Raw genomic sequence first — 26179 nt, forward strand, 5'->3', positions numbered from 1 at the left:
GCGAGGGTTCTCCGGAGGGAGCTTAGGGCGCAGGGCCGGCAAAGCCGCGTAAAACGCTTAGGGGGACATTACGCGGCCCGTGGGATGCTGGCCGGGATCGTGCGGTCCGGCGCGCGGGTCCGCAACGCCGCCGGTCGGACGCGATGCCCGCGACAGGGAGGGATGGAACGATGGCGTTTCCCGGAGCCGCCCGTGCCGAGCAGGTGTCAGGCGTTCCCGTCCAGGTGGACATCCGTACGGCGCTGCCGCCTCGCGAGCTGGATCCCGTGCTCGACGACGCCTTCACCTGGCTGCGCGACACCGGATCGGCCTTCGGCGCGAAGCGCGAGGTCAGGGAGGAGTCGGTGGAGCGCCTGTCCCGCGCCCTCCTCGCCGCCGGCGCGGTGGACCACCAGGTGCGCGCGGGGAACGCGGTGCGGGTGCGCGGGTCGGCGACCCCGGGCCGGCGCTGGCGGGTCGAGGTCCGCGACCCGGGCACCGGCCGGGTGCGCACCGCCGTCTACGCGCACGACCTGGCGATCGCCACGGCGTCCGCCGCGGTGAACGACACGCGGGCGCCCGGCCGGTCGGTGACCGTGGTGGGGCCGGATCTCGTGATGGCCGGCGCCTACGCCTCCGCGATCTCGGCGCTGGGGCCGACGATGGCCAGGAGGTTCGCCGTGCGGCTCGCCGAGGCGGGGCCGTACGAGGTGCTGATCGCCGCCCCGGAGCGGCGGCCGGTGAGCACGCCGGGTTTCGCCGCCTACGGCCCGGTGGGGGGCACCCTGCTGGCGGGGTGACCCCGCACCCGGCGGTCAGGCGTCGGGATGCCGGTTGAGGTAGTCGATGTAGATCGGCCGCAGCGACTCGCCCAGGCGGCCCTCGCCCGCGGCCACGGCGTCACTGAGCAGGGCGGAGACCTTGCTCAGGTCGTTGACCGCCTCGTCCTCGTGACCGCTGGCCACCTCCGCGGCCGGGATCACCTTCAGCAGGTCCCACAGGAACCCGAGGTCCCCGTGCCGCACGGCATAACGGACGGCCCGGTCGTGCAACTCCTTGGCCGGCAGCGACTCCAGTTTCTCCGCTTCCATCTCATGCCCACCCCCTCTCTTGCCTTCCCCGTCTCCGTGGTGATCACGCCACGCTACCCAGGGCCCCGCGCGGCTAATCCTCTCCCGGCGTTCACCTGGGAAAGGTCGTGTCCGCACGGCGCCGGTCCCGGCGCGCTAGCCTCGAATCACCGGCGCTCCCCGGCCGGCGCGGCTCTATCGCTCGACCGATCGACATGGGAGGATGCCGCAGCGTGAAAATAGTCGTCAAAATCCTCATCGTGGCCGCCGCACTCTGGGTGGCGACACAGTTCGTCGCCGGGATCACCGTCTCCGGCAACACCACGACGAGGAACGTCCTCACCCTTCTCGCCGTCGCCCTCATCTTCGGCCTCGTCAACGCCGTGCTCAAGCCGATCATCCACACCATCGGCTGCGCGTTCTACGTGCTCACCCTGGGCCTCTTCGCACTGATCGTGAACGCCGCGCTGCTGCTGCTGACGAGCTGGATTGCCGAGCAACTGCACCTCCCCTTCCACGTGGACGGCTTCTGGGCCGCGTTGTGGGGGGCGCTGATCGTGGGCGTCGTGAGCTGGATCCTCGACCTGATCATCCCCGATTGACCGATAACGTACGCATGTGAACCACCCGCACGTCCTTCTCGACGGCGACCACCTCACCTGTGCCCAGGTCTACCAGGTGGCCGTCGCCGGGGCCCGGGCCGAGGTCGGCGACACCGGCCGCGCCCGGGCCGCATGGCAACTGGCCGCCACGCTTCCCGGCCCCGTGTACGGCAGGCACACCGGTGTCGGGGCCAACGTGGCCGTGATGAGCGAGGACACCGGGCTCCGGGAGAACGCGCTCGACCTCGACCTGCTGCGCAGCCACGCCGGCGGCGCGGGGCCGCTGATCGACGAGGAGCGCGCCCGCGCCACCCTGGTCGTCCGGGCCAACCAGATCCTGCGCGGCGGCTCGGGCATCGACCCCGGTGTCACCCACGCGCTCGCCGACGCCGTCAACCACGGTTTCACCCCGCCCATGCGCACCTACGGGGCCGTCGGCACCGGCGACCTCGCCGCCCTGGCCACCGCCGCCCTCTGCCTGCTGGGCGAGCTGCCCTGGCGGCAGGCGGGCGGCAGGCCGACCGGCGGGGAGGGCGGGCCGCGGTTCGCGCTCGGGTACGGCGAGGCGCTGCCGTTCATCAGCTCGGGGGCCGCGACGCTGGGGGACGCCGCACTGGCCTGCCACCGGCTGCGCCGCCTCCTGACCACCGCGATCTCGGTCGCCGCGCGGTCCTTCGTCGCGGTGGACGCCTCGGTCGAGCCGCTGGCCGCGGCCGTCCAGGAGGGCCGCCCGCATCCGGGTCAGGCCGCCGTCGCCACGCTGCTGCGCGCGTCGCTGCCCGTCCCCGGCCCCACCGGCCGGGTGCAGGACCCGTACGGCTTCCGCGCGTTCGCGCAGGTGCACGGGGCGGCGATGGAGGCGATGGCGCGGGCCGAGCAGGTCGTCGAGGTGGACATGAACGCGGCGGCGGAGAATCCGCTGATCGGCGGCGACGGGCACGCCTGGCACAACGGCAACTTCCACTCCGGCCCGGTCGCGCTGGCGCTGGACGGGCTGCGCGCGGCCGTCGCGCAGACCGCGGCCCTGAGCGCCGCGCGGCTGGGCGCGCTGATGGAGCCGCGGTACACCGGGCTGGCGCCGTTCCTCGCCGAGGCCCCCGGGCGGTCCGGGATGATGATCCTGGAGTACGTCGCGCAGGACGCGCTGGCCGAGTTGCGGTTCCTGGCCCAGCCGGTGACCACGGGCTCCACGGTGATCTCGCGCGGCGCGGAGGACCACGCCGGGTTCGGCACCCACGCGGCACGGCGGACGCTGGAGGCGATCCGGCCGCTGGAGGTCCTGCTGGCGTGCGAGCTGGTCGCGGCGATGCGCGCGATGCGGCTGCGCGGGATCCACCAGCCCCCCGGCGACCCGGACCTCGACCTGTCCGACCCGCTCGGCCTGCCCGTCCAGGACCACTCGCTCGACGCCGACCTGGAGGCCGCCCGGTTGGCGATCAGCCTGGCGGGCGACCGCGAACTCGGCCCCGCCCGAGGCCGCTGACCGAGGCCGCTGAACGGGGGCGCCGCCCGAGGCCGCTGAACGGGGCCGCTGACCGAGGCCACTGAACGGATGCGCCGCCCGAGGCCGCTGAACGGAGGCCGCTGAACGGGCGGAGCCGCCGGGTCAGCGGGCGGCGAGCCTGCCGACCGAGCCGCGCTCGCGCAGCTTGGGGGCCTGCACGATGCGCCTGCGCCGGTTGTTGCCGTCCACCGCGGCGACCACCAGCCGGACGGCGGCCAGCACGATGCCGTCGATGTCCCAGTCGACGGTGGTGAGACCGGGGTGCAGCAGCCGGGACATCGGATGGTTGTCGTACCCCATCACCGAGATGTCGCCGGGGATGCTCAGCCGGTGCTCGGCCGCCGCCGCGTAGACGCCGTAGGCGATGGAGTCGGCGAAGCAGAACACCGCGCTCGGCCGGTCCTTCTCCTCACCGAGGAGGTCCCTGGCCACCTCGGTCGCGCCGGTGAGCGACTGGGGCGCGGTGACCATCTCGATGTCCAGGCCGAGCCGGTCGGCCTCGGCGGCCACGTGCACGTCGGCCGGGCGGTCGGGGGTGCTCGACCTGGTGGGGGTGAGCACGGCCAGCCGGTGGTGGCCGTTGTCCCGCAGGTGCTCCAGGGCCATCGTGGTGCCGAGGCGGTTGTCGAAGACGACCTCGCCCGCCGTACGCGCGCCGGCCAGGGCGTCGCCGATGGCCACGACCGGCAGCGTCGCGCACAGGTCGGCCCAGAACCCGGCGGCGGGGTCCACCGGCTGCACGATCAGCCCGTCCACTCGCTGGTCGCGGAGCTGCTGGGCGAGCCTGCCCTCACGGGAGGGGTCTCCGACGGCGTCGAGGATCAGCGCGTAGCGGTCCTTGTCCTTCAACGCCCTGCCGATCCCCACGGCGAGGGCCTGCTGCCAGAGGTCCTCCAGGGAGCCGCAGAGCAACCCGATCGTGCCGGTCCTGCCGCTGGCCAGGGCCCGGGCGATGGGGTCGGCTTCGTAGCCGAGCTCGGCGGCGGCCTGCTTGACCCGCTCGATGGTCTCCTCGGAGACCTGCATGCCCCGCAACGCGTAGGACACTGCGGCCGGTGACAAGCCCGTCGCCTTGGCCACCTCACGGATCGTCGCTCGCTTGCGTGGCTGCGTCACCTCGCAAGCCTACGCCGAGTACCGCCCGGAAGCCGAGTACGCCGTCGAGTCACGAAAGTGTACGGTTGACACGATTCGGGGTGAAACGGTTCACTGAAACGGATCACTGAACCGTTTCACATCTCTTCCATCTGGGAGGGTGTTAGTATTACCGTCATTCCGAGTAGGGAATAAGGGGAGCACCGGAAGGAGGCCCGATGAGCGTTGACGTGCACCAGCATGTCTGGACGCCGGAGTTGCTCGACGCGCTCCGCCGCCGGGCCGCCGCGCCCCGGCTCGACGGGTGGACCCTCCACCTCGACGGGGAGCCGCCCTACGAGGTCGATCCGCTCGACCACGACGTGCCCCGCCGCACCGAGCTGAACCGGGACCTCGACCTCGCCCTGGTGTCGCTGTCCAGCCCGCTCGGCGTCGAGCACCTGCCGCCCGGCGAGGCCTGGCCGATCATCGACGCCTACCACGCGGGCGCGCTCGCCCTCCCCGCGCCCTTCCGCGCCTGGGCCGCCACCTGCGTCGCCGACCCCGACCCCGACCGGCTCCGCCGGGACCTCGACCGGGGGCTCGTCGGCCTCCAGGTCCCCGCGACGGCCATGCTGGACGCCGCGGGCCTCGACCGGCTGGCCGGCGTGCTCGACGTGCTCGCCGAGCGGGACCGGCCGCTGTTCGTGCACCCGGGCCCGGCCGCCGCGCGCGGCGTGGGCGAGCCGGGCTGGTGGGCCGCGGTGGTGCCCTACGTGCAGCAGATGCACGCCGCCTGGTACGCCTTCCACGCGTACGGCCGGCCGCGACACGCCGGACTGCGGGTCTGCTTCGCCCTGCTCGCCGGCCTGGCCCCGCTGCACCTCGAACGCGTGATCACCCGGGGCGGCGCCGGCCGCGGCCAGATCGACACCCGCGTCTACGTCGAGACCTCCTCCTACGGCCCGCGGGCCATCGACGCCGTCGTCCGCGAGCTGGGCATCGACGTCGTGGTCAACGGTTCCGACCTGCCCTACGCGAGCGCCCCGCCCACCGGGCTGGGCGCCGCCGCGGACCACGCCATCCACACCGTCAATCCGTATCGATTGCTGGGCGTCTCGGCCATGCCGGGCCCGACACGAAAGGAGTCGCATCCATGAACCACTACCGAGGCGGTCAGCCGTGTGCCGGCGAGGCGCGGCTCCCGGAGGGCACGGCGACACTCACCCCGGTCACACCGAAGACACCCCGGACAACCGAGACACCAGAGACAACCGAGGCCGCCGAGCCACCGGCGTCCGTGACGCCGGCCCGGGACTGGGACGCGATCCCCGAGCGCAACCTCGACCGGCGCGAGCTGCGGGAGCTCGTGGACGAGCTGGCCGGTGACCCCGGCCGGTGGGCCGCCGAGGTCGACTTCCCCGAGGACGGCGGCGGGCGGCACTACGCCTCGCTCTACCGTGACGCCTACGTCGACATCTGGCTGCTGTGCTGGCGGCCGGAGGACGACACCGGCTGGCATGACCACGACATCTCCTCGGGCGCGGTCCGGGTGGTGTCCGGCGCGCTGAAGGAGTGCAACCCGCGGATCGGCGGCGAGCACCTGGAGACCCTGGTGACGGACGGCGAGTCCTTCTCCTTCGGCCCCGACCACATCCACCGCCTCACCGGCGCGCAGCCGGGCAGCGTGTCCATCCACGCCTACTCCCCGCCGCTGTGGCGGCTCGGGCAGTACTCGATCAGCGACTCGGGCGTCATGCGGCGGGTCTCGGTCAGCTACGCGGACGAGCTGCGCCCGGTGGACGAGCCGGTCGACGCGGAACAGGTCGCCTGAACCCTCGACAACCAGGACAGGCCCCCGGCGCGGCGCAGACCGTAGACCGGGGGCTCGTTCGTGGGAGAGAGCTGACGGAGCACGAGGCGCTCGTGCGCGCGGCCCTGGCCGACCGCACCGCCTTCAGGCTCTCCGAGCGCGCGACCACGTTCGCGCCTGCCCCGGGAATCCCCCCGAAGGCGGCCCGCCGTCCGTCGCCGTGGATGCTCCGGCTAGAGTTTGCGAGCATTCGCTGTGGATCACGGAGTTGAGGGACATCGCCACCGAGAACGTTGCCTCTGCGGGGATACTGCAGTTCGACCCGCAGACCTGGGTCAGCGCGGGAAAAGGCGTCCGGGAGGCCGCTGACGATCTGGCCCAGGGCGTGGACGGGTTCTGCCGGGCGATGGACGAACGGCCCTTCGGTCAGGACGATCTGGGCCGTGCGCTGTTCGAGGGCGATCCTCAGGCGGGCAGGCCGGGGTTCGCCCAGGTACGTAATGATCTGCTGAAAGAGCTGGTCATGGCGGTGAACCTGCTACGCGGGATGGCGGCCGGGCTGGCCGTCTGCGGGGAGCGGTACGCCACGGCCGAGACGGCGAACAGCGGGACCTCGTACACGCAGTCGTGCCCGGCATGGTTGAAGGCTCCGGAGGAGTACAAGCCCGCGCTGAGCGTGGGTGCCCTGCCGACGACCACGCCACCGCCCGACTTCGTCAGCCAGGCGTTCTGGTTTCTCCAATCTGTGGGATTCGGGTCCGCGTGGCCGGATGCCGATCTCGACGGTGTGGCGCGGCTGCGGGATGCCGCGGCGGCGCTGGCCCGCGTGGTCGGCGACGTCAGGGAGCAGGTCGCCGGACAGGCCGGGCGGGCGGCCGGAGAGGGGGACGGGCCGGCCACGGCCGAGTTCGGACGGGCCGCGCAGGGGGTGCACGGCGAGCAGGGGCAGTTGGCGGACCTCCAGCGCCGGTGCGAGCATCTCGCCCACTGCGGCCAGATCGCCTATGACGCGATCGTCAAGGCCAGATGGCAGTTCACGGCATCCGCGGCGTTCGTGCTGTCACTGATGCTCGTCGCGAAGCTCCTGGCCCCCCGGCTCGGCCCTTTGCTCGACGTCGTGGTGAAGAAACTGCTCCGGGCGGAGGGCCTGGCCCTGCGGATCATCGTGCTGATCATCCGCCAGGCCGCGCTGGGCGCGATGTTCTCCGGTGGGCTGAGCGCGATCGATCAGTTGTTCGCCACCGGCACCGTCGATCCGGCGAAGCTGGTCCGGGACATGTCCTTCGGAGCGCTCGCCGGCGGGTTGATGGCCGGCGCGCACGCCGCGCTGCCCGCGCTCCTGCGCCGGGGCGGCCCCGGGCTCAAGGGCCTGGCCGAGGCCATGGAGTCGGCCACCTGGGAGCGGGCGTTGTCCCGGCTTCTGGTCGGGGGAACGGTGAGCACAACGGTGCTGGCGACCGCGGGATGGGCCACCGGCGGCGACTGGAACTGGAAGCAGGCCGCCGAGATGGGCTTCGGCATGGCCGCGCTCAGCACCGGCGCGGGCCTCGCCGCCCGATCCTGGCCTGCCCCGAGCTATGCGAGCCTGAGAGGCAGGGACTGGAAGCAGAGTCCGGCCAAGCGGTGGCACGACATCAAGTGGGCCACGGGCATCACCATGGTCACCGCTCCCGTGAACGCCATCTTCGCACTCGCCAAATTTGCCGAAGACGGAAAGAACCCTTTCTTCTTCCAGAAACGGATTGGCCAGTTCGGCCACGAATTCAACATGGCCAAGGGCCGTACGATGAAGACAACCGACGGCACGAAAGGCGGTGACGGCGAACGTACGTTGGTCGGTGGTCCATGGTCGAAAAGCAGCTTGGACGAGGCCATCCAAGCGTTGTACAACATTTTGATCAAGGGAAACATGTCGCTCGTGGGCGACCGGCCGCTGCTGCCCCCCGATAGAGACGCAACCATAGCGGCCCTCGGGCCCATCCTGGGGCCACAATGGAGCAAAGCGGACCTGGCCGGAAAGCCCGGGTGGTTCGGCCCGTTCGCCAACAAGACCGTCGAGCTCAATCTCAAGCGGGGGACACACCCGTACGACGTTCAGCGAGGCTTCACGGGCCTCTGGCATGACCAGCACGCGAGCCTGAAGTCGGACCGGGAGATCGTCTGGGAAGCCCTTTCCGCTTACTGGAAGCGCATCCACTAGGCTCGATAGGGCAGCTTGGCGATGCCCGGGCGCCGGTGCTCCGGAGCACCGTCCGCTCGCACTGTGGCCGGGCAGGCCAAAGGGCTCGCCGGTCAGAGGCGGGAGCGGCCGATGCAGCACGTGGCGCAGGCCGTCGTGTCCGGGACGGTGGCCCACAGGCAGCAGGTGCGGCGGCGGTAGCCCTCGGCGGTCCACTCCAGCAGGCCGTCCACCGGAGCGCCGACCGAGGCGAGCAGGGCCGGCGCACCGGCCGCGGCGTCGCCGGGCAGGATCTCGGCGTGCGCGACCAGCGGATGGACCAGCGCCTCCGCGGTGGACCCCCACAGCGTGCGCTCCCCCACCCGGGTCAGCGCGGCGACGGCGTCGATCAGCGGCGCCTGGCCGGTGATCAGGGCCTCCCGTACGGCCGCGCCGAGATCGTCCACCACGACCGTGCCGGGCTCGCCCGCGGACGGGTCGCCGGGCAGCACGGCGGTGCGCACCGACGTCGCCGCGACCGTCACACCGCCGTCGGCGGGGCGGACCAGGGTGTCCTCGAAGCGCATGATCGGCACCCGCCGGTTGAGCGCCCAGCCGAGCGCCATCGGCGCGGTGTGCCAGTAGCCGTATCCCTTCCACAGCAGCGCGCCCGCCACGTGCCGGGGGATGCCGCCGCGGTGTTCGGCGGCGTCGTCGAGCACCGCGCCCAGCAGGAAGGGCTCGCGCGCCAGCTCGGCCGCCGGGATCCAGCCTGGCCCCGGCTCTGTCACCGGCTCGAGGACGACACCGAGAGCTCCCCCGCGCCGGGCCGCGATCAGCGTGAGCAGATCACGCAGTCCCGCGAGCGGATCGGTGAAGAGCGCGAGCGTCATCCGGCACACCCCGTCGTGCGTCAGTAGGTAAGGCTTACCTAATACGGTACCGCACACCGGCACCAACTGACCATCGAGATGACAGGGACCTCAGCCGGACCTCAGCCGGGAGCCCGCCCGGCGAGGGTGCCGAAGACCGACTGGACGACGCAGAGGGCCAGGCCGACCAGGAGCGGCAGCGTCCAGCCGCCGGAGATCTCGTGGAGCAGGCCGATGAACAGCGGGCCGAGGGCGGCCAGCGTGTAGCCGAACGTCTGCGCCACCGCGGACAACGCGGTGACCGACGCCGGGTCGGGCGCGCGCAGGGCGATGATCAGCAGGGCGAGCGCGATCGACGCGCCCTGCCCCAGGCCCAGGATGACCATCCACAGCCACGGGACGGTCGTGGGGACCAGCCAGACGCCGAGGTACCCGGCGACGGTGAGCGCGCCGGCGACCAGGATGTGCGGCACCTGGGTACGCGACCGGCCCGCGTGCACGGGCACCGCGAGGGTGGCCGCGACCTGGGCGAGGTTGGTGAGGCTGAGCAGGTAGCCGCCCTCCTCGGCGGGCAGCCCGGCGTCCAGGAAGATCGTCGGCAGCCAGGCGAGCATGATGTAGAAGGTCAGCGACTGCAGGCCCATGAAGGCCATGACGTACCAGGTCATCGGCCTGCGCAGCAGCGCGCGGTACGGGCGCGGGCCGTTGGCCGCCCGGCGGCCGGACGGGCGCAGCGCCTGCGGCAGCCACAGCAGCGCGGCGGCCACGGCCGGGACCGCCACCGAGGCTGCGGCCACCCGCCAGCCGGCTCCGGTGGCGCGTTCCAACGGGACCATCAGCCCTGAGGCCGCCGCCGCGCCCACCACCAGCCCGGAGACGTAGATCGCGGTGAACAGCCCGATCCGGTCGGGGAAGTGCTGCTTGACCACGCCCGGCATGACGACATTCATGATCGCGATGGCCGTGCCGGCGAGGGCGGCGCCGAGATAGAGCCCGGCCAGGCCGTCGAGACTGCGCAGCATCACCCCGGAGGCGAGCACGAGCAGCCCCGCCAGCAGCGTGCGGTCCAGCCCCATCCGGTTCACCAGCACCGGGGCGATCGGGGCGAGCACCCCCAGGAAGAGCACCATCACCGTGGTGATCGCCCCGCCCGCGGTGGCGCTCAGCCCCAGGTCGGCCATGATCTCGTCGAGCAGCGGGGAGATCCCGGCGAGCGCCGGCCGCATGTTCACCGCGGCCAGCACGAACCCCGCGACGAGCAGCCCGAACGCGACCTTTCGCCGTACCGGCGTTTCGAGCTGCGTCATAGGCATCGAATGTTAGCCGGTGCGTTTTCCGGTCGCCGAGGGGGCTGTGGCACTCCACGGCGCGGCGGTTCACGGGGTGAAGCCGGGGTCGGGTGTGACGGCCACGTCCAGGAGGAGGGGGTGGTTCCGGGTGGCGAGGGAGGGGATCACCTCGTCCAGGGCGGCGGTCAGGCCGGTGTGGCCGGTGATCCGGCGGGCCGGGCAGCCCAGGGCGGTGGCCAGGCCGGACACGCTGACCTCGGTGAACGGCGGCCACGGCACCCTGCCCGCGCCCGCCGCCTCGGCCAGCCGGTCCATCACGGCGTACCGCCCGTTGGACAGCACGACGAACAGCGTCCCCACGCCGTAGTGCGCCGCGCTCCACAACGCCTGGATGCCGTAGAGCGCCGCCCCGTCCCCGATCACGGCCACCACGGGCCGCCGCGGATCGGCCATCCTGAGCCCGGCGGCGGCCGGCAGCGCGAACCCGAGCCCGCCCATGGCCGCCGAGAGGAATGCCGACCACCGCCCCCTCGTGCAGCCCGAGCACGAACTCCAGGTCGTCGGGGAAGTCCGCGAGCAGCGGGATCTCGGTGGATCCGGGATTGGCGAAGACCGTCGTCATCCCGGCACGATCACGGGCGCAGGATCAGGAGTGCCGTCGTCCTGCGAGCCGCGGGCGGACGCCGGGACGGACAGCACCACGGCGGTGATCGGTAAGCGGCGCATGGGACCCCCTGGGCGGGAAAGTGTTCGGCATACGAACGCATATTCTGTGGACGAACGCCCCGATATCGCGGAAGTTTCACCTGCTGTCCGGGAGGTGTCAAGGATCATGGTGAGTATTCTGAACAGCCGTTCGCTACTCGAACGCGGGGTCCGTGCCGGCTCGCCGTACCGGGTGGACCATCATGGACCTCACCCCGGACCTCACCCCGGACCCTGGAGGAGAACGTGACCACCGACGTGTTCGTGCTGGACGCCGTGCGCACGCCCATCGGCAAACTCGGCGGAGCCCTGGCCGGCGTGCGGCCCGACGACCTGGCCGCGCACGTGGTGCGCGCCGTGACCGAGCGGGCGCCCGACCTGGATCCCGCGCGGATCGAGGACGTCTTCTTCGGCGCGGCCAACGGCGCGGGCGAGGACAACCGCAACGTCGCCCGGATGGCCGCGCTCCTCGCCGGTCTCCCCGTCACGGTGCCGGGCACGACGGTCAACCGGCTGTGCGGCTCCGGCCTGGAGGCGGTCATCGCCGGGTCGCGGGCGGTGGCGGTGGGCGACGCCAGCCTCGTCGTCGCCGGCGGCTCCGAGTCCATGACCCGGGCCCCGTGGGTGCTGCCCAAGCCGGCCCGCGCCTTCGAGCGCGGCCCGCAGACCATGTACGACACCGCGCTCGGCTGGCGGATGGTCAACCCGGCGATGCCCGCGGAGTGGACGGTCGCGCTCGGCGAGAGCACGGAGATCCTGGCCGACAGGTACGGCATCACCCGGGAGGCCCAGGACGAGTTCGCCGTGCGCAGCCACCGGCGGGCGGCGGAGGCGTGGGAGCAGGGCGTCTTCGCCGACGAGGTCGTGCCGATCGCCGGCCTCGCCAGGGACGAGGGCCTGCGTCCCGACTCGACGACGGAGTCCCTGGCCAGGCTCAAGCCGGTGTTCCGGCAGAACGGCACCGTGACCGCGGGCAACTCCTCACCGCTGAACGACGGCGCGGCGGCGCTGCTGCTCGGCGACGAGGCCGGGGCCGCGGGGGCCGGCCGCCGCCCGCTGGCCCGGATCGTCGCCCGCGCCGCCGCCGGGGTGGAGCCGCACCTGTTCGGCATCGGCCCGGTCGAGGCCGCGCGGACCGCGCTCAAGCGGGCCGGCCTGTCCTGGTCCGACCTGAGCGCCGTGGAGCTGAACGAGGCGTTCGCCGCCCAGTCGCTGGCCTGCCTGGCGGAGTGGCCCGAGCTGGACCCGTCGATCGTCAACACGCACGGCGGCGCCATCGCGATCGGCCACCCGCTCGGCTGCTCCGGCGCCCGCATCCTCGGCACCCTCGCCTGGGACCTGCACCGCCGCGGCGGCGGCTACGGCCTCGCCGCCATCTGCGTCGGCGTCGGCCAGGGCCTCGCGGTCGTACTCGAAGGCGTGTGATGACCCGGGATCTCCGCAGGGACGGAAGGCGTGTGATGACCCGGGATCTCCGCAGGGACGGAAGGCGTGTGATGGCCGGGATCTGCACGGGGACGGAAGGCGGGTGACGACCGGAATGTTCGCGGGGACGTTCGCCCGCGGCGGCGCCGCCGCGGAGGTGTCCGGCGCGGCGTGGCTCGCGGCCATGCTCGACGTGGAGGCGGCGCTCGCCGCGGCGCAGGCCGGGATCGGCCTGGTGCCCGCCGAGGCCGCCGCCGCCGTCGCCGACGCCTGCGTGCCCGGCCGGCACGACCTCGCCGCGATCGCCGGACGGGCCGGGCCCGCGGGCAATCCGGCGATCCCCATGGTGGCCGCGCTGCGCGCGCTGGTGCCGCCGGAGTTCCGCAAGCACGTCCACCTGGGAGCGACCAGCCAGGACGTCAACGACACCGCCGCGATGCTGGTCGCCCGGCGGGCGCTCGGCCCGATCCTCGCCGACCTGGGCGGGGTCGCCGCCGCCTGCGCCGACCTGGCCGGGGAGCACCGGGGCTCGGTGATGGCCGGCCGTACCGTGCTGCAACACGCCGTGCCGATCACCTTCGGCCTCAAGGCCGCCGGGTGGCTCTCCGCGCTGGACCGGTGCCGTGCCGGGCTGGCCGGGCTGCGGCTGCCCGCGCAGTACGGCGGCGCGGCGGGCACCCTGTCCGCGCTCGGCGGCCGGGGCCACGAGGTGATCGCCGGTTTCGCGGCGGCGCTGGACCTCGCCGAGCCCGCCCTGCCCTGGCACACCGACCGCACCCCGGTCGCCGAGCTGGCCTGCGCGCTCGGCACCGCCACCGGCGCGCTCGCCAAGATCGCGACAGACGTGAAGCTGCTCGCGCAGACCGAGGTCGCCGAACTCGCCGAGCCCGCCGCGCCCGGCCGGGGCACCTCCAGCGCGATGCCGCACAAGCGCAACCCGGTCGGCGCGATGTCCGCGCTGGCCTGCGCGCAGCGGGTGCCCCCGCTGGTCGCCTCCCTGCTCGACGGCATGGCCCAGGAGCACGAGCGCGCCGCCGGGTCCTGGCAGGCCGAGTGGGAGACGCTGAGCGACCTGCTCCGGCTCACCGGCAGCGCGGCGGCGTGGCTGCGCGAGGTGCTCGAAGGGCTGCGGGTGGACACCCAGCGGATGCGGGCCAACCTCGACCTCACCGACGGCCTGCTCATGGCCGAGCACGTCGTGGCCAGGCTCGGCGGCGGCCCGGACGCCCGCCGTACCGTCGACGCCGCCTGCGCCACGGCTGTGGAGCAGGACCGCCCGCTGCGCGAGGTGCTGCTCGCCGACCCGGGCGTACGGCTGTCGCCGGAGGAGATCGACGAGACGCTGGACCCGGCGCTCTACCTCGGTTCCGCCCAGGTGTTCATCGACCGGGCGCTGACCGCCCACCACGACGCCGAGCGGGCCCTGGCGGCCGGCCCGGCCCTCCACCACTATGGAGCACCATGACCCCCGTGCACCACGAGATCCTCGGCGACCCCGGCGCGCCCCCGCTGCTGCTCGCCTCCTCCCTCGGCACCACCGCCGCCATGTGGGACCCGCAGGTCGCCGAGCTGGCCGCCAGGTTCCGCGTGATCAGGTACGACCACCGGGGGCACGGCGGCTCCCCGGTGCCCGCCGGGCCGTACACGATCGCCGACCTGGGCGCCGACGTGCTCGCCCTGCTCGACCACCTCGGCATCGGGCGGGCGCACTTCGCCGGGCTGTCGCTGGGCGGCATGACCGGTATGTGGCTCGCCGCCCACGCGCCGGAGCGGATCGACCGGCTGGCCCTGCTGTGCACCTCGGCCAGGCTCGGCCCGCCCTCCGTCTGGACGGACCGCGTCGAGGCCGTGCTGCGCGACGGGACCGGCTCGATCGCCGAGGCGGTGGTCGGCCGCTGGTTCACCCCCGGCTTCGCCGAGCGGCGGCCCGACGTGGTCGCCGCGCACGTGGACATGCTCAGGCGGACCCCGGCCGCGGGCTACGCCGCGTGCTGCCTGGCCATCCGGGACATGGACCTCACCGGCGACCTCCCCGCGATCACCGCCCCCACCCTGGTCCTCGCCGCCGCCGACGACCCCTCCACGCCTCCCGAGCCGCACGCGCGGACCATCGCCGCGGGCATCCCCGGCGCCCGGCTGGTCACCCTCGCCGACGCCGCGCACCTGGCGAACGTGGAACAGCCCGGACCGGTGACCGCGCACCTCATCGACCACCTCGACCACGCAGGGAGCTGACGCATGGACCAGTGGACCGCAGGGAACGCGACGCGCCGGGCCGTGCTCGGGGACGAGCACGTGGACCGGGCGACCGCGGCGACCACCGACTTCACCGCCGACTTCCAGGACTTCATCACCCGCTACGCGTGGGGCGAGATCTGGACCCGCCCCGGCCTGGACCGACGCACCCGGAGCTGTGTCACGCTGGCCGTGCTCACCGCGCTCGGCCACGAGAAGGAACTGGCCATGCACGTGCGCGCCGCCCTGCGCAACGGCCTGACCACGGACGAGATCAAGGAGGTGCTGCTGCAGACCGGCGTCTACGCGGGGGTGCCCGCCGCCAACACCGCCTTCGCCGTCGCGCAGCGCACCCTCGCCGAGATCTCCGCCGAAGCCGGAGAGGCCACGGAGGACCGGGGATGACGGAGCCGGCCGACCGCGCGTCCGAGCACGTCCAGTCGCTGGTCCGTGGCCTCGCGGTGATCAAGGCGTTCAGCGCCACCACGCCCGAGCTCACGCTCAGCGAGGTGGCCAGGGAGACCGGGCTGACCAGGGCCGCGGCCCGGCGGTTCCTGCTCACGCTGGTGGGCCTCGGATACGTGCGCACCGACGGGCGGCTCTTCGCGCTCTCGCCCCGGATCCTCGAACTCGGCTACGCCTACCTGTCCAGCCTGTCGCTGCCCGAGGTCGCGGAACCGCACCTGGAACGGCTCGTCGCCGAGGTGCACGAGTCCGCCTCCGTCGCCGTGCTCGACGGGGAGGACGTCGTCTACGTGGCCCGGGTGGCGACCACCCGGATCATGCGGGTGGCGATCAACATCGGCACCAGGTTCCCCGCGTACTGCACGTCGATGGGCCGCGTCCTGCTGGCCGGGCTCCCCGCCGGCGACCTGGCCGACTACCTGGAGCGCGCCGACCTGCGCAGGCTCACCGCGCGCACGGTCACCTCGGCGACCGCGCTCGGGGCCGAGCTGGCCAGGGTGCGCGCGCAGGGGTGGGCGCTGGTGGACCAGGAGCTGGAGGAGGGGCTGCGGTCCCTCGCCGTGCCGGTCCGGGACCGGTCGGGGAAGACGGTCGCCGCGGTCAACATCTCGACCCACGCCAGCCGTACGACGGTCGCCTCCGCCCGGCGCGACCTGCTCCCGCCCCTCCTCGCCACCGCCGCCCGGATCGAGGCCGACCTGCACGCCACCGCCGCCGGCACCCCGCTGACCTCTTCGTCCTCCGGCTGACAACGTTGTCAGGGTGGCCGCGCATGGGAGATGATGCGGCCGTGACCGAGCCCCCTCGGGGCCGCCCGACCACCATCGGCCTGGTCATCGAGGACGTCTCCGACCCGTTCTACTCGGACGGCGGGGGCATGGACGGCGATGGGGGGCCCGTCGATCTTCACCGCGCGGGAGCGCGAGCATGGCTACCGCGCCGCGCTGGCCGAGGCGGGGCTCGCCGTGGACGAGCGGCTGATCGCCATGAGCCCGCCCGCACCGGACCGGTGCGGCGGGCGCTGGACGGGATGGCGGCCCTGCCCGATCCGCCCACCGCCCTGCTGACCGGCAACGGCCGCCTCACCGTCACCGCCCCGGCCGCGCCGCATCCGCCTGCCCACCCGCCTCATCCTCCGCGGCTCCGGCGAGCCCCGCGCTGAGCCCGGCCTGGCGGGTCAGGTCCGGGGCAGGTCGAGGATGGCCTTGCCGAGGACCTCGCGGGAGAACAGCGCCTTCGCCGCCTCCTGCGCCCGCTCCCAGGGGCCGCGCCAGCCGACCTGCGGGTCCAGCGCGCCCCGCGCCAGCAGGTCGAGCAGTCCGGCGAGGTCGCCGGCGAAGGGCGCGGCCACGGCGAACGGTTCGATGCGCTTCCTGCGGCCCTGCACGCGTTCGGCCTCCCAGTCGATGACGGTCGGTTCGAGGGACGCCATGCCGATGGACAGCGCGACCCCGCCGTCCTCCACCCGGTGGAACGCCTCGGCGAGCAGGGAGCCGCCCACGTTGTCGAGCACGCCGTACACGGTGCCGGTCAGGCCGCCGAGGCCGACGACGACCTCGGCCGCCCCGAGCCCGGTCAGCCCGGCGCCGCGGGCCGGCCCGCCGACCGAGGCGATCACGTGGGCCCCGGCCCGCGCGGCGAGCTGTACGGCGAAGCGGCCCACCCCGCCGGACGCGCCGGTGATCAGTACCCGGCGGCCGGTCACCGTGCCCAGCCTGCGCACCGCCTGGGCCGCGGTGACCCCGGCGGCGGGCAGCGCGGCGGCGGCCCCGAGGTCCACGCCCTCCGGCACGACGGCCAGGTTGGCCGTGTCCGCGGCGCGCAGCTCGGCCCACCCGCCGACGCCGCCGAACGTCGCCACCCGGCTCCCCTCGGCCGGCCCCGACCCGTCGGCCGCGGCCCGCACGACGACGCCCGCGGCGTCGTTGCCGAGCACGTCTCCCGGCCGCCGCCGGTCCTTGAACGCCAGCTCCCCGAAGTTGAGCGACACCGCCCCGACCCGGACCAGGGCCTCGTTCTGCCGCGGCTCCGGCTCGGGGACGTCGGCGAGGCGAATTCCCTGCGGTACGGCGGGATCGTAGACGAGAGCGCGCACTGCCACCTGCTTCCATCGTTGAACTAACCAGTAAGGTCAGTGGACAATATCAGACTGAACTCACCGGTTAGAATGGTCGGGTGGCATCATCTTCGACCCGTGCGGCGTCACCGGCCGCGACCCGGGAGCGGCTGTTGCGTTCGGCGCACGCGATGTTCTACGCCGACGGTTACGGCGTCTCGATCGACGCGCTCGCCCAGCACGCGAAGGTCGCCAAGCCGACCGTCTACGCGCACTTCGCGTCCAAGGAGGCGATCCTGGAGGCCGTGCTGCGCAGGGCGGACGACGCGTGGTTCGGCACACTGGACGCCGAGCTCGCCCGACGGGAGGGCGACCCGGTCGAGCGGGTCATGGCTCCCTTCGACCTGCTGGTGGCCGACCTGCCCGACCCGGCCTACCACGGCTGCCTACTGATCAACAGCGCCGCGGCGTCGCTGGCCGCCGACCATCCCGCCCACCGCGCGCTCACCGCCCACCACACCCGGATGCTCGCCGTCTTCGAGAGCCTCCTCGCCGACGCGGGAGCCGCCGGGCCCGCTCCCCTGGCCCGCCAGTTGCTCCTGCTCTACGACGGCGTCAAGGCCCGCGGCCTGATCGACCACAGCGGCGCCGCCGCCCAGGACGCCCGCGCCGCCGCCACCGCCCTCCTCACCTCCGCCCTCCCCGCCTGACGTCCCACCCGACGCCCCGCCCCCGCACCGGCCACCGAACCGGCCACTGAACCGGTCGCCCAGGCGTCCGCGCCGGGTTCGATAACGTGAGATCGCCGCACAGAACCGGAAAAGGGGTGGATCGTGGCACAGGACTTCGTCGCGCCTCGGGAGTGGTACGCCGGTCTGCCCATGGTCTACGCCTCGGCGAGCATGCTCTTCACCGACGCCGACGACCGGGTGTTGCTGGTCAAGCCGAACTACCGGCCGGGCTGGGCCGTACCGGGCGGGGTGATCGAGGAGGGGGAGGCGCCGCACGAGTGCGCGGCGCGGGAGATCGAGGAGGAGCTCGGGCTGGTGGTGGCGGCGGGGCCGCTGCTGGTGGTCGACTGGGCGCCGCCGGAGGGCGACCGGCCGCGCACGATGGTGCACTTCATGTTCGACGGCGGCACCCTCCCCGGTACGGCGGGCATCCGGTTACAGAGCGAGGAGCTCGACGACGTGGCCTTCCTCCCCTGGCCGGAGGCGACCGCGCGGCTGCTGCCGGTCGCCATGGCCCGGCTGCCCGCGGCCCGGCGTGCCCGGCGGGACGGCAGGACCGTCTACCTGCCGGGCGAGCCGGTGGCCGCGCCGCCGGTCAGCCCTTGAGCGCCCCGGCCATCAGGCCGCGCATGAAGAACCGGCCGAGCAGCACGTAGACCACCATCGTGGGGATCGACGCCAGGATGGCCGCGGCCATCTGCTGGCTGTACGGCGTGGCCTGGGCGCCGGCGATGTTGTTGAGCAACACGGTGGCCGGCCAGCTCTGCGGCCCGGTGAGGAAGACGGCGAACAGGAAGTCGTTCCACAGCGAGGTGAACTGCCAGATCACGACGACGGCGAACGCCGGTCCCGACACGGGCAGCACCACCGAGCGGTAGGCGCGCAGCATCCCGGCGCCGTCCACCCGGGACGCCTCGATCAGCTCGTCCGGGATCGTCACGTAGTAGTTCCGGAAGATCAGTGTGCAGATCGGGATCCCGTAGACCACGTGGGCCAGGATCAGCCCGGGAAGGCCGCCGTAGATGTCCAGCGTGGTCATGAGCTGGACCAGCGGGATCATCACCCCCTGGTAGGGGATGAACATCCCGAACAGGAACAGCGTGAACACCACGTCCGCGCCGGGGAAGCGCCACTTGGACAGCACGTAGCCGTTCATCGAGCCGAGCGCCGCGGAGATCAGCGCGCCGGGGACCGCGATGAGCACGCTGTTCAGCAGTCCGGGGGCGAGCTTCTCCCAGGCCACCCGCCACGCCTCGAACGTCCAGGTCCGCGGCAGGTTCCACGCCTGCCCGGGGTCGGCCTCGGTCAACGGCTTGAAGCTGGTGGCCAGCAGGACGTACACCGGGACGAGGAAGACCAGGACGAAGGCGATGAGCAGGGCGAACCGCACGCCGGGCAGGACCCGCGCGCGCCGCGCGACGGCCGTCACGACTCCCGCCTCTCCCGGCGCACCGACCAGATGAGGTACGGCACGACGAAGACGGTCACGGACAGCACGATGTACGCGGCGATGGTGGCCCCCTTGGCCGGGTCGTGGGAGTCGAAGACGGCGACCCACATGAAGACGGCGGGCACGTCGGTGACGACCTGCGTGCCGGCCACCGCGACGATCAGGTCGAAGACCTTGAGCGAGATGTGCCCCAGGATGATCAGCGCGGAGAGGGTCACCGGCCGCAGGAGGGGCAGCACGATGTGCCGGTAGACCTTCCACTCCGAGGCGCCGTCCACCCGGGCCGCCTCGCGCAGCTCATCGGGTACGCCCCGGAAGCCGGCCAAGAACAATGCCATGACATATCCGGACATCTGCCAGACGGCCGGGATGGCCATCGCGGCCATCCCCCAGTCCGGGTCGCGGAACCACTGCCATTGCAGGAAGCCCAGGCCCAGCCCGTCGAGCAGCGCGTTCAGGCCCACCGCGCGCTCGCCGGTGCCCGCGTTCATCAGCCAGCGCCACACGATGCCGGTCGCGACGAAGGAGATCGCCATCGGGAAGAGGTAGATCGCCCGGAAGGTGCCCTCGCCCCTGATCCCGCGCTCCATCAGGAACGCCAGCAGCCAGCCCAGCAGCAGCGCGCCGCCCACGAAGACGAGCGTGAACACCACCGCGTGCTCGACCGAGATGTGCCAGCGCGGCTGGTCCCACAGCTGCACGAAGTTGGTCAGGCCGACGAACCGCCCCTCCGAGATCTCGTCGTGCCGGTCCGTCATGGCCACCTGGAGGTTCCAGCCCAGCATGCCGTACACGAAGATCGCGATGGCTGCGATCGAGGGCGAAAGCAGCAGCAGCCCCGGCAGCCACCTGCGCATGCGAGTCACGCGAAGACTCCCCCCAACGGGAAACGGCGGTGCGAGGGCGCTCGCGGCGGGAGCGCCCTCGCACCGGTCAGGTCACTGGGCGTTGGCCGCCGCCGCGTCGGCGAGCGCCGCCTGGAGCGCCGCGACGTCCTGGCCCGCCTGGAACAGGCCGACCGCCTCGTTGATCGCGGCCAGCCAGGGCTGGTTCGCGACCACGCCGTGCTGGATGGAGCCGACGAGCCTGTCCTCGCTCCAGTCCTTCAGCGCGTCCGCGAGGTAGTCGGTGTAGAGGGCGGGATCGGCGTCCTTGCGGGCCGGGATGGAGCCTTTCTTCGGGTTGAACGCGTCCTGCCCCTCCTTGCTGGCCGCCACCTTGAGCCAGGCCACGGCGCCGTCGCGGTTCTTCGCCCCCTTGGGCAGGGTGAAGCTGTCCGACAGCCACATGAAGGTGCCGTCCGTGCCCGGCGCGGGGGCCCAGTCGAAGTCCACCTTGGACTGCTTGCCCAGCCCGCCGTCCGGCGGGTTGTGGAAGAAGCCGTAGGCCCAGTCGCCCATGATGTTGAACGCGGCCTCGCCGTCGGCGACCTGCTTGGACGCGGGCTGCCAGTCGTCCTGCGGCGGACCCGCGTAGGACACGATGGTCTTGAAGTCGGTCAGCGCCCTGGTGATCTGGGGGGTGCTCCAGTCGGCGCCGGGCGCCCACAGCGCGGTGTAGGCGTCGGGGCCCAGGGAGCCGAGGAGCACGCTCTCCAGCAGGTGGGTGAGCGTCCACTCCGAGCCGATCGAGAGCGGGATCTTACCGGTGGCCTTGACCTTCTCCAGCGCGGCGACGAACTCCGGGATCGTCGCGGGCGGCCCGGCGACGCCGGCCTCCCTCAGCACGGAGGGGCTGAACCACAGCACGTTGGAGCGGTGGATGTTGACCGGCACCGAGTAGATCTGCCCGTTCACCGTGATCTGCTGGACGAGCTGGTCGGGGAAGACGCCCTTGAGCTTCAGCTCGTCGTAGAGGAAGTTGACCGGCTCCAGGTCGCCGGCCTTGATGTACCCCTGCAACTCGGCGCCCGCGTGGCCCTGGAAGGTGTCCGGCGGGGTGTCGGCCTGGAGCTTGGCCGCCAGCACCGCCCTCGCATTGTTGCCGGAACCGCCCGCCACCGCGGCGTCGAAGAACGTCAGGTCGGGATTCTGCTTCTCGAAGATCCCCCGCATCGCCTTCAGGCCGTCGGCCTCACCCGGGCCGGTCCACCAGGAGTAGACCTCGACCTGCCGGGAGGCCGACTCGCCACCGGTCGCGCCCTGGTCACCGCCGCCGCCACCGCAGGCGGCGAGGGAGAGCAGGCCGACCAGGGCGACGGCCGGCATCCACCGTCGTCGCATCGATACCCATCCCTTCGGGTTGGAGTTCCACGGTTGCGTGAACGCGCGAAACGGCCCCCCGAGCGCCACCAGCACGTAACTGACAGCGTTGTCAGTTACCCACTTGGCCCGACCGGTCGTCAAGGTGTGCACCGGTAACGTCTGCGCAACCGATCTCCGCGGCGGTGTCAGAAGGAACGGGTGATCGAACCGTCCGTAAGTGCCGCGACCGTCACCCCGAAATCGTGCACCCCGCCGGCCAGCTCCGGGCCCGACATGCCCGGCGCGGCCACCACCAGCGCCCCTCTCATCAGGGCGAGGGCGACCAGGTCGGTGGTCGCCGCCCCGTCACCGGCCGGCACCGCGACCAGCACCACGTCGGACGTCTCCAGCCCGGCCACCGCGTCCACCTCGCGGATCCGGCCGAGCAGGTCGTGATGGGTCAGCCGGGCGCCGTCCGCGGACAGCAGCGCGGGGGCGGCCGGATCGAGCACCGGGAGCGGGGTGGGATCGAGGGCGAGCAGCTCGCCGAAGTCGAGGGTGTCCCGCGCCGGGCCGCGGCAGATCACCTGCCTGACCCGCGACCCTTCGGCCGCCGCCACCGCCGACTCCGCCAGGTCGGGCGTCGTGAAGAGCAGCCGGGCGTCCCAGCCGGTGAGCAGCCGCGCCGCCTCCTCACCACCCGTCCCCGGCGGGACCGACGCGGCGACGCCGCCCGCCGCGATCACCGCGTGCACCACCACGGTCTGCACCGCCAGCGAACTCACCCGCACCGCCGCCACCTGGCCCAGCCGCGCCCCGCGCCGGACCAGCCCGGACGCGGCCCGCCACACCTCGTCGGCGAGATCGCGGTAGCCGTACATCCGGCCCGCGCCGAGGTCGATCAGGGCGGGGCGGTCACCCCGCTCGTGGGCGTCGCCGAACACCGCCTCGGTGACCGTGCCCGCCACCGGCGAAGTGGTGCGTGTCATGGAGCAGAAGGTAAGGCCGCCCGCCCTGCGTGGACATCGGCAGATGTATGTAAGCAGATGTGTATTCGGGGCGGGCCCGGACCGAACGGCCCGGACCCGCTGTCACCCGCCCCCGCGATCTCGGCCTCCACCCCTCCGAGGACGCCTCGACCGCCGCGGGACGGGTGACGCCCCTGGGTGACCGCGGCGCCGGATCCCCCGGTGCGGAAACCCGCCCGCCGCCGGCCAGAGTAGCGGGAAGGCGAGGGAGCGTCGCCGCGATCACGAGGCCAACGTATGGCGGCGCCGGACCCGGGCACATGCGTCAGAGTGCGTAAGCACCCGTGTATCCCGCCGGCCCGCGAGGTGTGTAGGCCACCGGGCGGACGGGGTCAGCGCCGGCGCCGCTCCAGCATCCAGGTGGCCACCTGTGTACGCGAGGAGAAGCCCAGCTTGGCGAGGATGTTCGCCACGTGCCGGGCGGCGGTGGCAGGGCTGATCACCAGCTCGTCGGCGATGCCCCTGTTGGTCAGGCCGCGGGCGATCAGCTCGGCGATCTCCAGCTCCCTGGCGGTGAGGCCGCTGCCCGGCGGGCGCGCCTCCTCCCGGACGACCGCCCCGCCGCCGGTCCCACCGCAGGTCCCGCCGCCCGTCCCGCCGCGTGCGCCCGTCAGCGTGCCGGAGAGCGCGTAGTCGATGGAGTGGCCGGCGGGCAGGCCCAGCCCCTCGCTCCACAGCTTGTTCACCATCGCCTCGCCCAGCTCGGCGCGGGCCGGGGCGAGCAGCTCCTCCAGCCTGCCCCCCTCGCCCGGCCCCGCCGGGTGCCCGGTGCGCTGCTGGATCGCCGTCGCCGCCGCGAGCAGCCGCACGGCCCGCGGCAGGTCCCCCTCGCGCCCGGCCAGCTCGGCGAACACCCTGATCAGCTCGGCGGCCCTGGCGTGCCGGCCGCGGCCCCTGCTGAGCCGCAGGCTCTCGCTCAGCCGCCGCCGCGCGGTGGCGTGGTCGCCGAGCGAGATCGCCACCCGGGCGAGCCCGGTCAGGCAGCGGATCCGCTCGCCCCGGTAGTCCAGCTCGGCCAGGAGCTCCTGCGCCTGCTCGTAGTGCGCGAGCGCCCCCGCGAGGTCGCCGCGCGCGTGCGCCACCTCGGCCAGGCCGATCACCGCCATCGCCATCGCCCAGGCGCGCGCGTCGCCCTGCCGTTCCAGCACCTCGGCATAGCAGCGCGCCGCGTCGCGCAGCCGCCCCGCGCGCTGGGCGAGCATGCCCCTGGCATAGAGCGCGTAGCACTCCAGGTAGACGTCGCCGTCCGCCCGGGCCAGCGCGAGGGCCGCGCCGAGCGGGTCCTCCCCCGCGTCCGGATTGCCGGGATCGACCACCGCCGCCTGCACCAGCGCCAGCACCTCCCCGGTACGGCTGCCGCCCGCCCTGGAGTGCCGCAGCGCGGCGGCCGTCCAGTGCCGGGCCGAGACGAGGTCGCCGGAGAAGAAGTGCAGCTCGGCGCGGAGTGCCATGGCCTCCCCCGCCAGGCCCTCCGGCACGCCCTTGGCCTCGTCGAGCATCCGGTCGAGCAGCGGCGCCACGTCGTCGAACCTGCCGCTGCCGATCAGCGCCCAGCGCAGGTCGAGCAGCACCCGCAGGCCGCTCTCCACGTCGCCGGTCTCCACCGCCCACACCAGCGCGGTCCTGATGTTCGGCCGCACCGCGTCGAGCACCGCGAGCTGCCGCCGTACGGCGGGCCAGGTGTCGCGGGTGCGCTTGCCGATCAGCTCGCCGCACCTGCGGGCCAGCTCGCGGACGCAGCCGAGGTGCCTGCGGCGCAGCTCGTCCGCCTCGCCGCCGTCGGCCAGCCTGAGCCCGGCATACTCCCGGATCGTCTCCAGCATCCGGTAGCGGATCTCCCCCGCCACCTCGCCGTCCATGACGACCAGCGACTTGTCCACCAGCATGGCGAGCGTGCGCAGCACCTCCTCCCGCCGGACGCCCTCCCCCGCGCAGACCAGCTCGGCCATCTCCAGAGTCCAGCCGCCGGTGAAGACGGCAAGGCGGCGCAGCAGCAGCCGCTCGGGCTCGCTGAGGGTCCGGTAGCTCCACTCCACGGTGGCGAGCAGGGTGCGCTGGCGAGCGGGAGCCGTACGGTCGCCGGAGGTCAGCAGCCGGAAACGGTCGCTCAGCCGCTCGCGGATCTGGGCGACGGACAGGTAGCGGGTCATCGCGGCGGCGAGTTCGATGGCGAGCGGGATGCCCTCCAGCTCGGCGCACAGCTCCGCGATGCGCGCCACGTCCGCCTGGGTCCAGGTCAGGTCGGGGCGGGAGGCGCCGGCCCGGTCGAGGAAGAGTCGCACGGACTCGCTCGGCGTGCCCCCCGCGCCGTCGGCGAGAGCCTCGGCCGGCCCGAGGGCCAGCGGCGGCACCCGCCAGATGGACTCGCCGGGCACCCGCAGCGGCTCCCGGCTCGTGGCGAGGAGCACGACGTTCGGGCAGGTGGCGGTGACCCGGGAGCACAGCAGGGCGCACTCCTCGATGACGTGCTCGCAGTTGTCCACCACGAGCAGCAACCGGGCCTCGCCCAGCGCGGCCAGCAGCGCCTCCATGAACTCGCCCGAGCTCTCCGCGGTCACCTCCAGCGGGGCCGCGATCCGCTCGGCGAGCTGGCCGGGGTCGCTGAGGTCGGCCAGCTCGACCAGCCAGACCCCGTCGGGGAAACGGCCGGCCACCTGCCGCGCGAGGCGCAGGGCCAGCCGGGTCTTCCCGATGCCGCCGGCGCCGCAAAGAGTGATCATCCGGGTGGCCGTCATCAGATGAGCGAGCTCTTCGAGGTCGGACTCTCGCCCGACGAAGTCGTTGGGTTCGAGCGGGAGGTTGCTGTACGCGGTCATCAGCCCTCGGCGTGTGGCGGTTCAAGCCGTCACGGAAAGTGTTACACCAATAAGCAGAGTGTGCCCACCCTCTGTCCGGTTTCGGTCCCGGCGTAAGTCACAACGATGGCGAACTGTCGGTGGCCGCGTTCACACTGCGGGTATGGCGGCTGATCTCACCCCCGGCACCGGCACCGACCGGCCTCCCCCGGAGAAGGCATCCGGAGGCGACGTCCCCGACCTCGCGGAGGTCAACGCGCCTGACTGGTTCGCCCACGCGGAGGACCTGTCGGGGACCGGCTTCCTCACCGTGGCCCGCAGGCTGCCCTTCCTCGTCGGGCACGCCGTGCGGATGGCGTGGGGGGCGAGCCCGCGGGACACGACGCTGGCCATCGCGCTCAGCCTGTTCGGCGGCGTCTTCACCGCGTTCGGCCTGCTGGCCACGACCGGGGTGCTGGAGGCGCTCTTCAGCGCGGGGCCGACCCCCGACCGGGTGCGCGCCGCGGTGCCCGACCTGGTCCTGGTCGCGGTCGCGGCCATTCTGCGCAGTTCGTTGCAGGCCGGCGCGGGCTGGGCGCAGGCGCGGCTCGGGCCGCAGGTCAGCCGGGCCTCCGAGCGGCGGCTCTTCGGGCTGACCAGCCAGGTGGACCTGGTGTCCTTCGACGACCCGGAGTTCCACGACGAGTTGCAGCGTGCCCGGCTGCGCGGCATGGCGGTGGCCGACACGGTGGTGGACACCACGATC

25 protein-coding genes are annotated in these 26179 nt (G+C 73.2%); 14 read left to right on the plus strand and 11 right to left on the minus strand.

Translation table 11 applies throughout. The features are described 5' to 3' along the window. Positions 1-170: 170 nt before the first annotated feature. On the plus strand, positions 171-779 hold the full coding sequence (locus QSK26_RS05650; protein WP_285773890.1) for an FAD:protein FMN transferase: 609 nt from the start codon (positions 171-173) through the stop codon (positions 777-779). Between the two features lie 15 nt (positions 780-794). On the opposite strand, the gene QSK26_RS05655 is transcribed toward QSK26_RS05650, so the two are convergent. Continuing rightward, complete coding sequence (locus QSK26_RS05655) at positions 795-1070, minus strand: hypothetical protein (protein ID WP_285773891.1); 276 nt, start codon at positions 1068-1070, stop codon at positions 795-797. Between the two features lie 212 nt (positions 1071-1282). Between QSK26_RS05655 and QSK26_RS05660 the strand changes: the two genes are divergently transcribed. Next, positions 1283-1651: a phage holin family protein gene (locus QSK26_RS05660; RefSeq protein ID WP_285773892.1), complete on the plus strand. Its 369-nt coding sequence runs from the start codon at positions 1283-1285 to the stop codon at positions 1649-1651. A 16-nt stretch (positions 1652-1667) separates the two neighbouring features. Continuing rightward, complete coding sequence (locus QSK26_RS05665; protein ID WP_285773893.1) at positions 1668-3134, plus strand: aromatic amino acid lyase; 1467 nt, start codon at positions 1668-1670, stop codon at positions 3132-3134. A 123-nt stretch (positions 3135-3257) separates the two neighbouring features. Here QSK26_RS05665 and QSK26_RS05670 read toward each other — a convergent pair whose 3' ends face one another. Continuing rightward, a complete protein-coding gene (locus QSK26_RS05670) occupies positions 3258-4271 on the minus strand; it encodes a LacI family DNA-binding transcriptional regulator (RefSeq protein ID WP_285773894.1) in 1014 nt (337 codons plus the stop codon). 197 nt (positions 4272-4468) lie between these two features. Between QSK26_RS05670 and QSK26_RS05675 the strand changes: the two genes are divergently transcribed. The 3 genes from QSK26_RS05675 (at position 4469) to QSK26_RS05685 (ending at position 8242) form a co-directional block, all read left to right on the plus strand. Continuing rightward, positions 4469-5389, plus strand: coding sequence for an amidohydrolase family protein (locus QSK26_RS05675; protein ID WP_285773895.1), 921 nt, complete (start codon positions 4469-4471; stop codon positions 5387-5389). Next, complete coding sequence (locus tag QSK26_RS05680; RefSeq protein ID WP_285773896.1) at positions 5386-6063, plus strand: cysteine dioxygenase; 678 nt, start codon at positions 5386-5388, stop codon at positions 6061-6063. The genes QSK26_RS05675 and QSK26_RS05680 overlap by 4 nt, the downstream gene beginning before the upstream one ends. 247 nt (positions 6064-6310) lie before the next feature. Beyond that, positions 6311-8242, plus strand: coding sequence for a sugar transferase (locus QSK26_RS05685; RefSeq protein WP_285773897.1), 1932 nt, complete (start codon positions 6311-6313; stop codon positions 8240-8242). A gap of 92 nt (positions 8243-8334) precedes the next feature. Here QSK26_RS05685 and QSK26_RS05690 read toward each other — a convergent pair whose 3' ends face one another. From QSK26_RS05690 to QSK26_RS05700, 3 genes are all read right to left on the minus strand, one after another. Next, positions 8335-9093, minus strand: coding sequence for a (2Fe-2S)-binding protein (locus tag QSK26_RS05690; protein ID WP_285773898.1), 759 nt, complete (start codon positions 9091-9093; stop codon positions 8335-8337). Positions 9094-9194: 101 nt separating this feature from the next. Continuing rightward, on the minus strand, positions 9195-10379 hold the full coding sequence (locus QSK26_RS05695) for a CynX/NimT family MFS transporter (protein ID WP_285773899.1): 1185 nt from the start codon (positions 10377-10379) through the stop codon (positions 9195-9197). Positions 10380-10448: 69 nt separating this feature from the next. Then, positions 10449-10964 (minus strand): thiamine pyrophosphate-dependent enzyme, encoded by a 516-nt coding sequence (locus tag QSK26_RS05700; protein ID WP_285774185.1) that lies wholly within the window; start codon positions 10962-10964, stop codon positions 10449-10451. 348 nt (positions 10965-11312) lie between these two features. Here QSK26_RS05700 and QSK26_RS05705 point away from each other — a divergent pair, with 348 nt between their 5' ends. The 6 genes from QSK26_RS05705 to QSK26_RS05730 all read left to right on the plus strand — a co-directional run bounded on the left by QSK26_RS05705 (position 11313) and on the right by QSK26_RS05730 (position 16258). Then, positions 11313-12491 (plus strand): thiolase family protein, encoded by a 1179-nt coding sequence (locus tag QSK26_RS05705; RefSeq protein ID WP_285773900.1) that lies wholly within the window; start codon positions 11313-11315, stop codon positions 12489-12491. 103 nt (positions 12492-12594) lie between these two features. Next, a complete protein-coding gene (gene pcaB, locus QSK26_RS05710) occupies positions 12595-13956 on the plus strand; it encodes a 3-carboxy-cis,cis-muconate cycloisomerase (RefSeq protein ID WP_285773901.1) in 1362 nt (453 codons plus the stop codon). Beyond that, positions 13953-14726 (plus strand): 3-oxoadipate enol-lactonase, encoded by a 774-nt coding sequence (pcaD, locus tag QSK26_RS05715; protein ID WP_285773902.1) that lies wholly within the window; start codon positions 13953-13955, stop codon positions 14724-14726. Before pcaB ends, pcaD begins: the two co-directional genes overlap by 4 nt. Positions 14727-14729: 3 nt before the next feature. Then, a complete protein-coding gene (gene pcaC / locus QSK26_RS05720; protein WP_285773903.1) occupies positions 14730-15131 on the plus strand; it encodes a 4-carboxymuconolactone decarboxylase in 402 nt (133 codons plus the stop codon). Continuing rightward, a complete protein-coding gene (locus QSK26_RS05725) occupies positions 15128-15940 on the plus strand; it encodes an IclR family transcriptional regulator domain-containing protein (RefSeq protein ID WP_285773904.1) in 813 nt (270 codons plus the stop codon). The genes pcaC and QSK26_RS05725 overlap by 4 nt, the downstream gene beginning before the upstream one ends. A gap of 138 nt (positions 15941-16078) precedes the next feature. Then, entirely contained in the window at positions 16079-16258 is a 180-nt protein-coding gene (locus tag QSK26_RS05730) for a hypothetical protein (protein WP_285773905.1), read from the plus strand. A gap of 110 nt (positions 16259-16368) precedes the next feature. Here QSK26_RS05730 and QSK26_RS05735 read toward each other — a convergent pair whose 3' ends face one another. After that, complete coding sequence (locus tag QSK26_RS05735; RefSeq protein WP_352244290.1) at positions 16369-17292, minus strand: zinc-binding dehydrogenase; 924 nt, start codon at positions 17290-17292, stop codon at positions 16369-16371. Positions 17293-17366: 74 nt separating this feature from the next. Here QSK26_RS05735 and QSK26_RS05740 point away from each other — a divergent pair, with 74 nt between their 5' ends. After that, positions 17367-17957 (plus strand): TetR/AcrR family transcriptional regulator, encoded by a 591-nt coding sequence (locus QSK26_RS05740; RefSeq protein WP_285773906.1) that lies wholly within the window; start codon positions 17367-17369, stop codon positions 17955-17957. Positions 17958-18080: 123 nt separating this feature from the next. Further along, complete coding sequence (locus tag QSK26_RS05745) at positions 18081-18584, plus strand: NUDIX domain-containing protein (RefSeq protein ID WP_285773907.1); 504 nt, start codon at positions 18081-18083, stop codon at positions 18582-18584. Here QSK26_RS05745 and QSK26_RS05750 read toward each other — a convergent pair. The 5 genes from QSK26_RS05750 to QSK26_RS05770 all read right to left on the minus strand — a co-directional run bounded on the left by QSK26_RS05750 (position 18574) and on the right by QSK26_RS05770 (position 25455). After that, positions 18574-19407, minus strand: coding sequence for a carbohydrate ABC transporter permease (locus QSK26_RS05750; RefSeq protein ID WP_502888668.1), 834 nt, complete (start codon positions 19405-19407; stop codon positions 18574-18576). The two genes, QSK26_RS05745 and QSK26_RS05750, sit on opposite strands and share 11 nt — an antisense overlap. Beyond that, positions 19404-20285: a carbohydrate ABC transporter permease gene (locus QSK26_RS05755; RefSeq protein WP_285773908.1), complete on the minus strand. Its 882-nt coding sequence runs from the start codon at positions 20283-20285 to the stop codon at positions 19404-19406. The genes QSK26_RS05750 and QSK26_RS05755 overlap by 4 nt, the downstream gene beginning before the upstream one ends. An 81-nt stretch (positions 20286-20366) precedes the next feature. Next, positions 20367-21650: an ABC transporter substrate-binding protein gene (locus QSK26_RS05760; RefSeq protein ID WP_285773909.1), complete on the minus strand. Its 1284-nt coding sequence runs from the start codon at positions 21648-21650 to the stop codon at positions 20367-20369. Positions 21651-21817: 167 nt separating this feature from the next. Next, positions 21818-22600 (minus strand): AMP-binding protein, encoded by a 783-nt coding sequence (locus QSK26_RS05765; protein ID WP_285773910.1) that lies wholly within the window; start codon positions 22598-22600, stop codon positions 21818-21820. Between the two features lie 371 nt (positions 22601-22971). Further along, a complete protein-coding gene (locus tag QSK26_RS05770) occupies positions 22972-25455 on the minus strand; it encodes an ATP-binding protein (protein WP_285773911.1) in 2484 nt (827 codons plus the stop codon). Between the last annotated feature and the right edge of the window lie 724 nt (positions 25456-26179).

Source organism: Microtetraspora sp. NBRC 13810, from assembly GCF_030268685.1.
Taxonomy (GTDB): Bacteria; Actinomycetota; Actinomycetes; order Streptosporangiales; family Streptosporangiaceae; genus BSRQ01.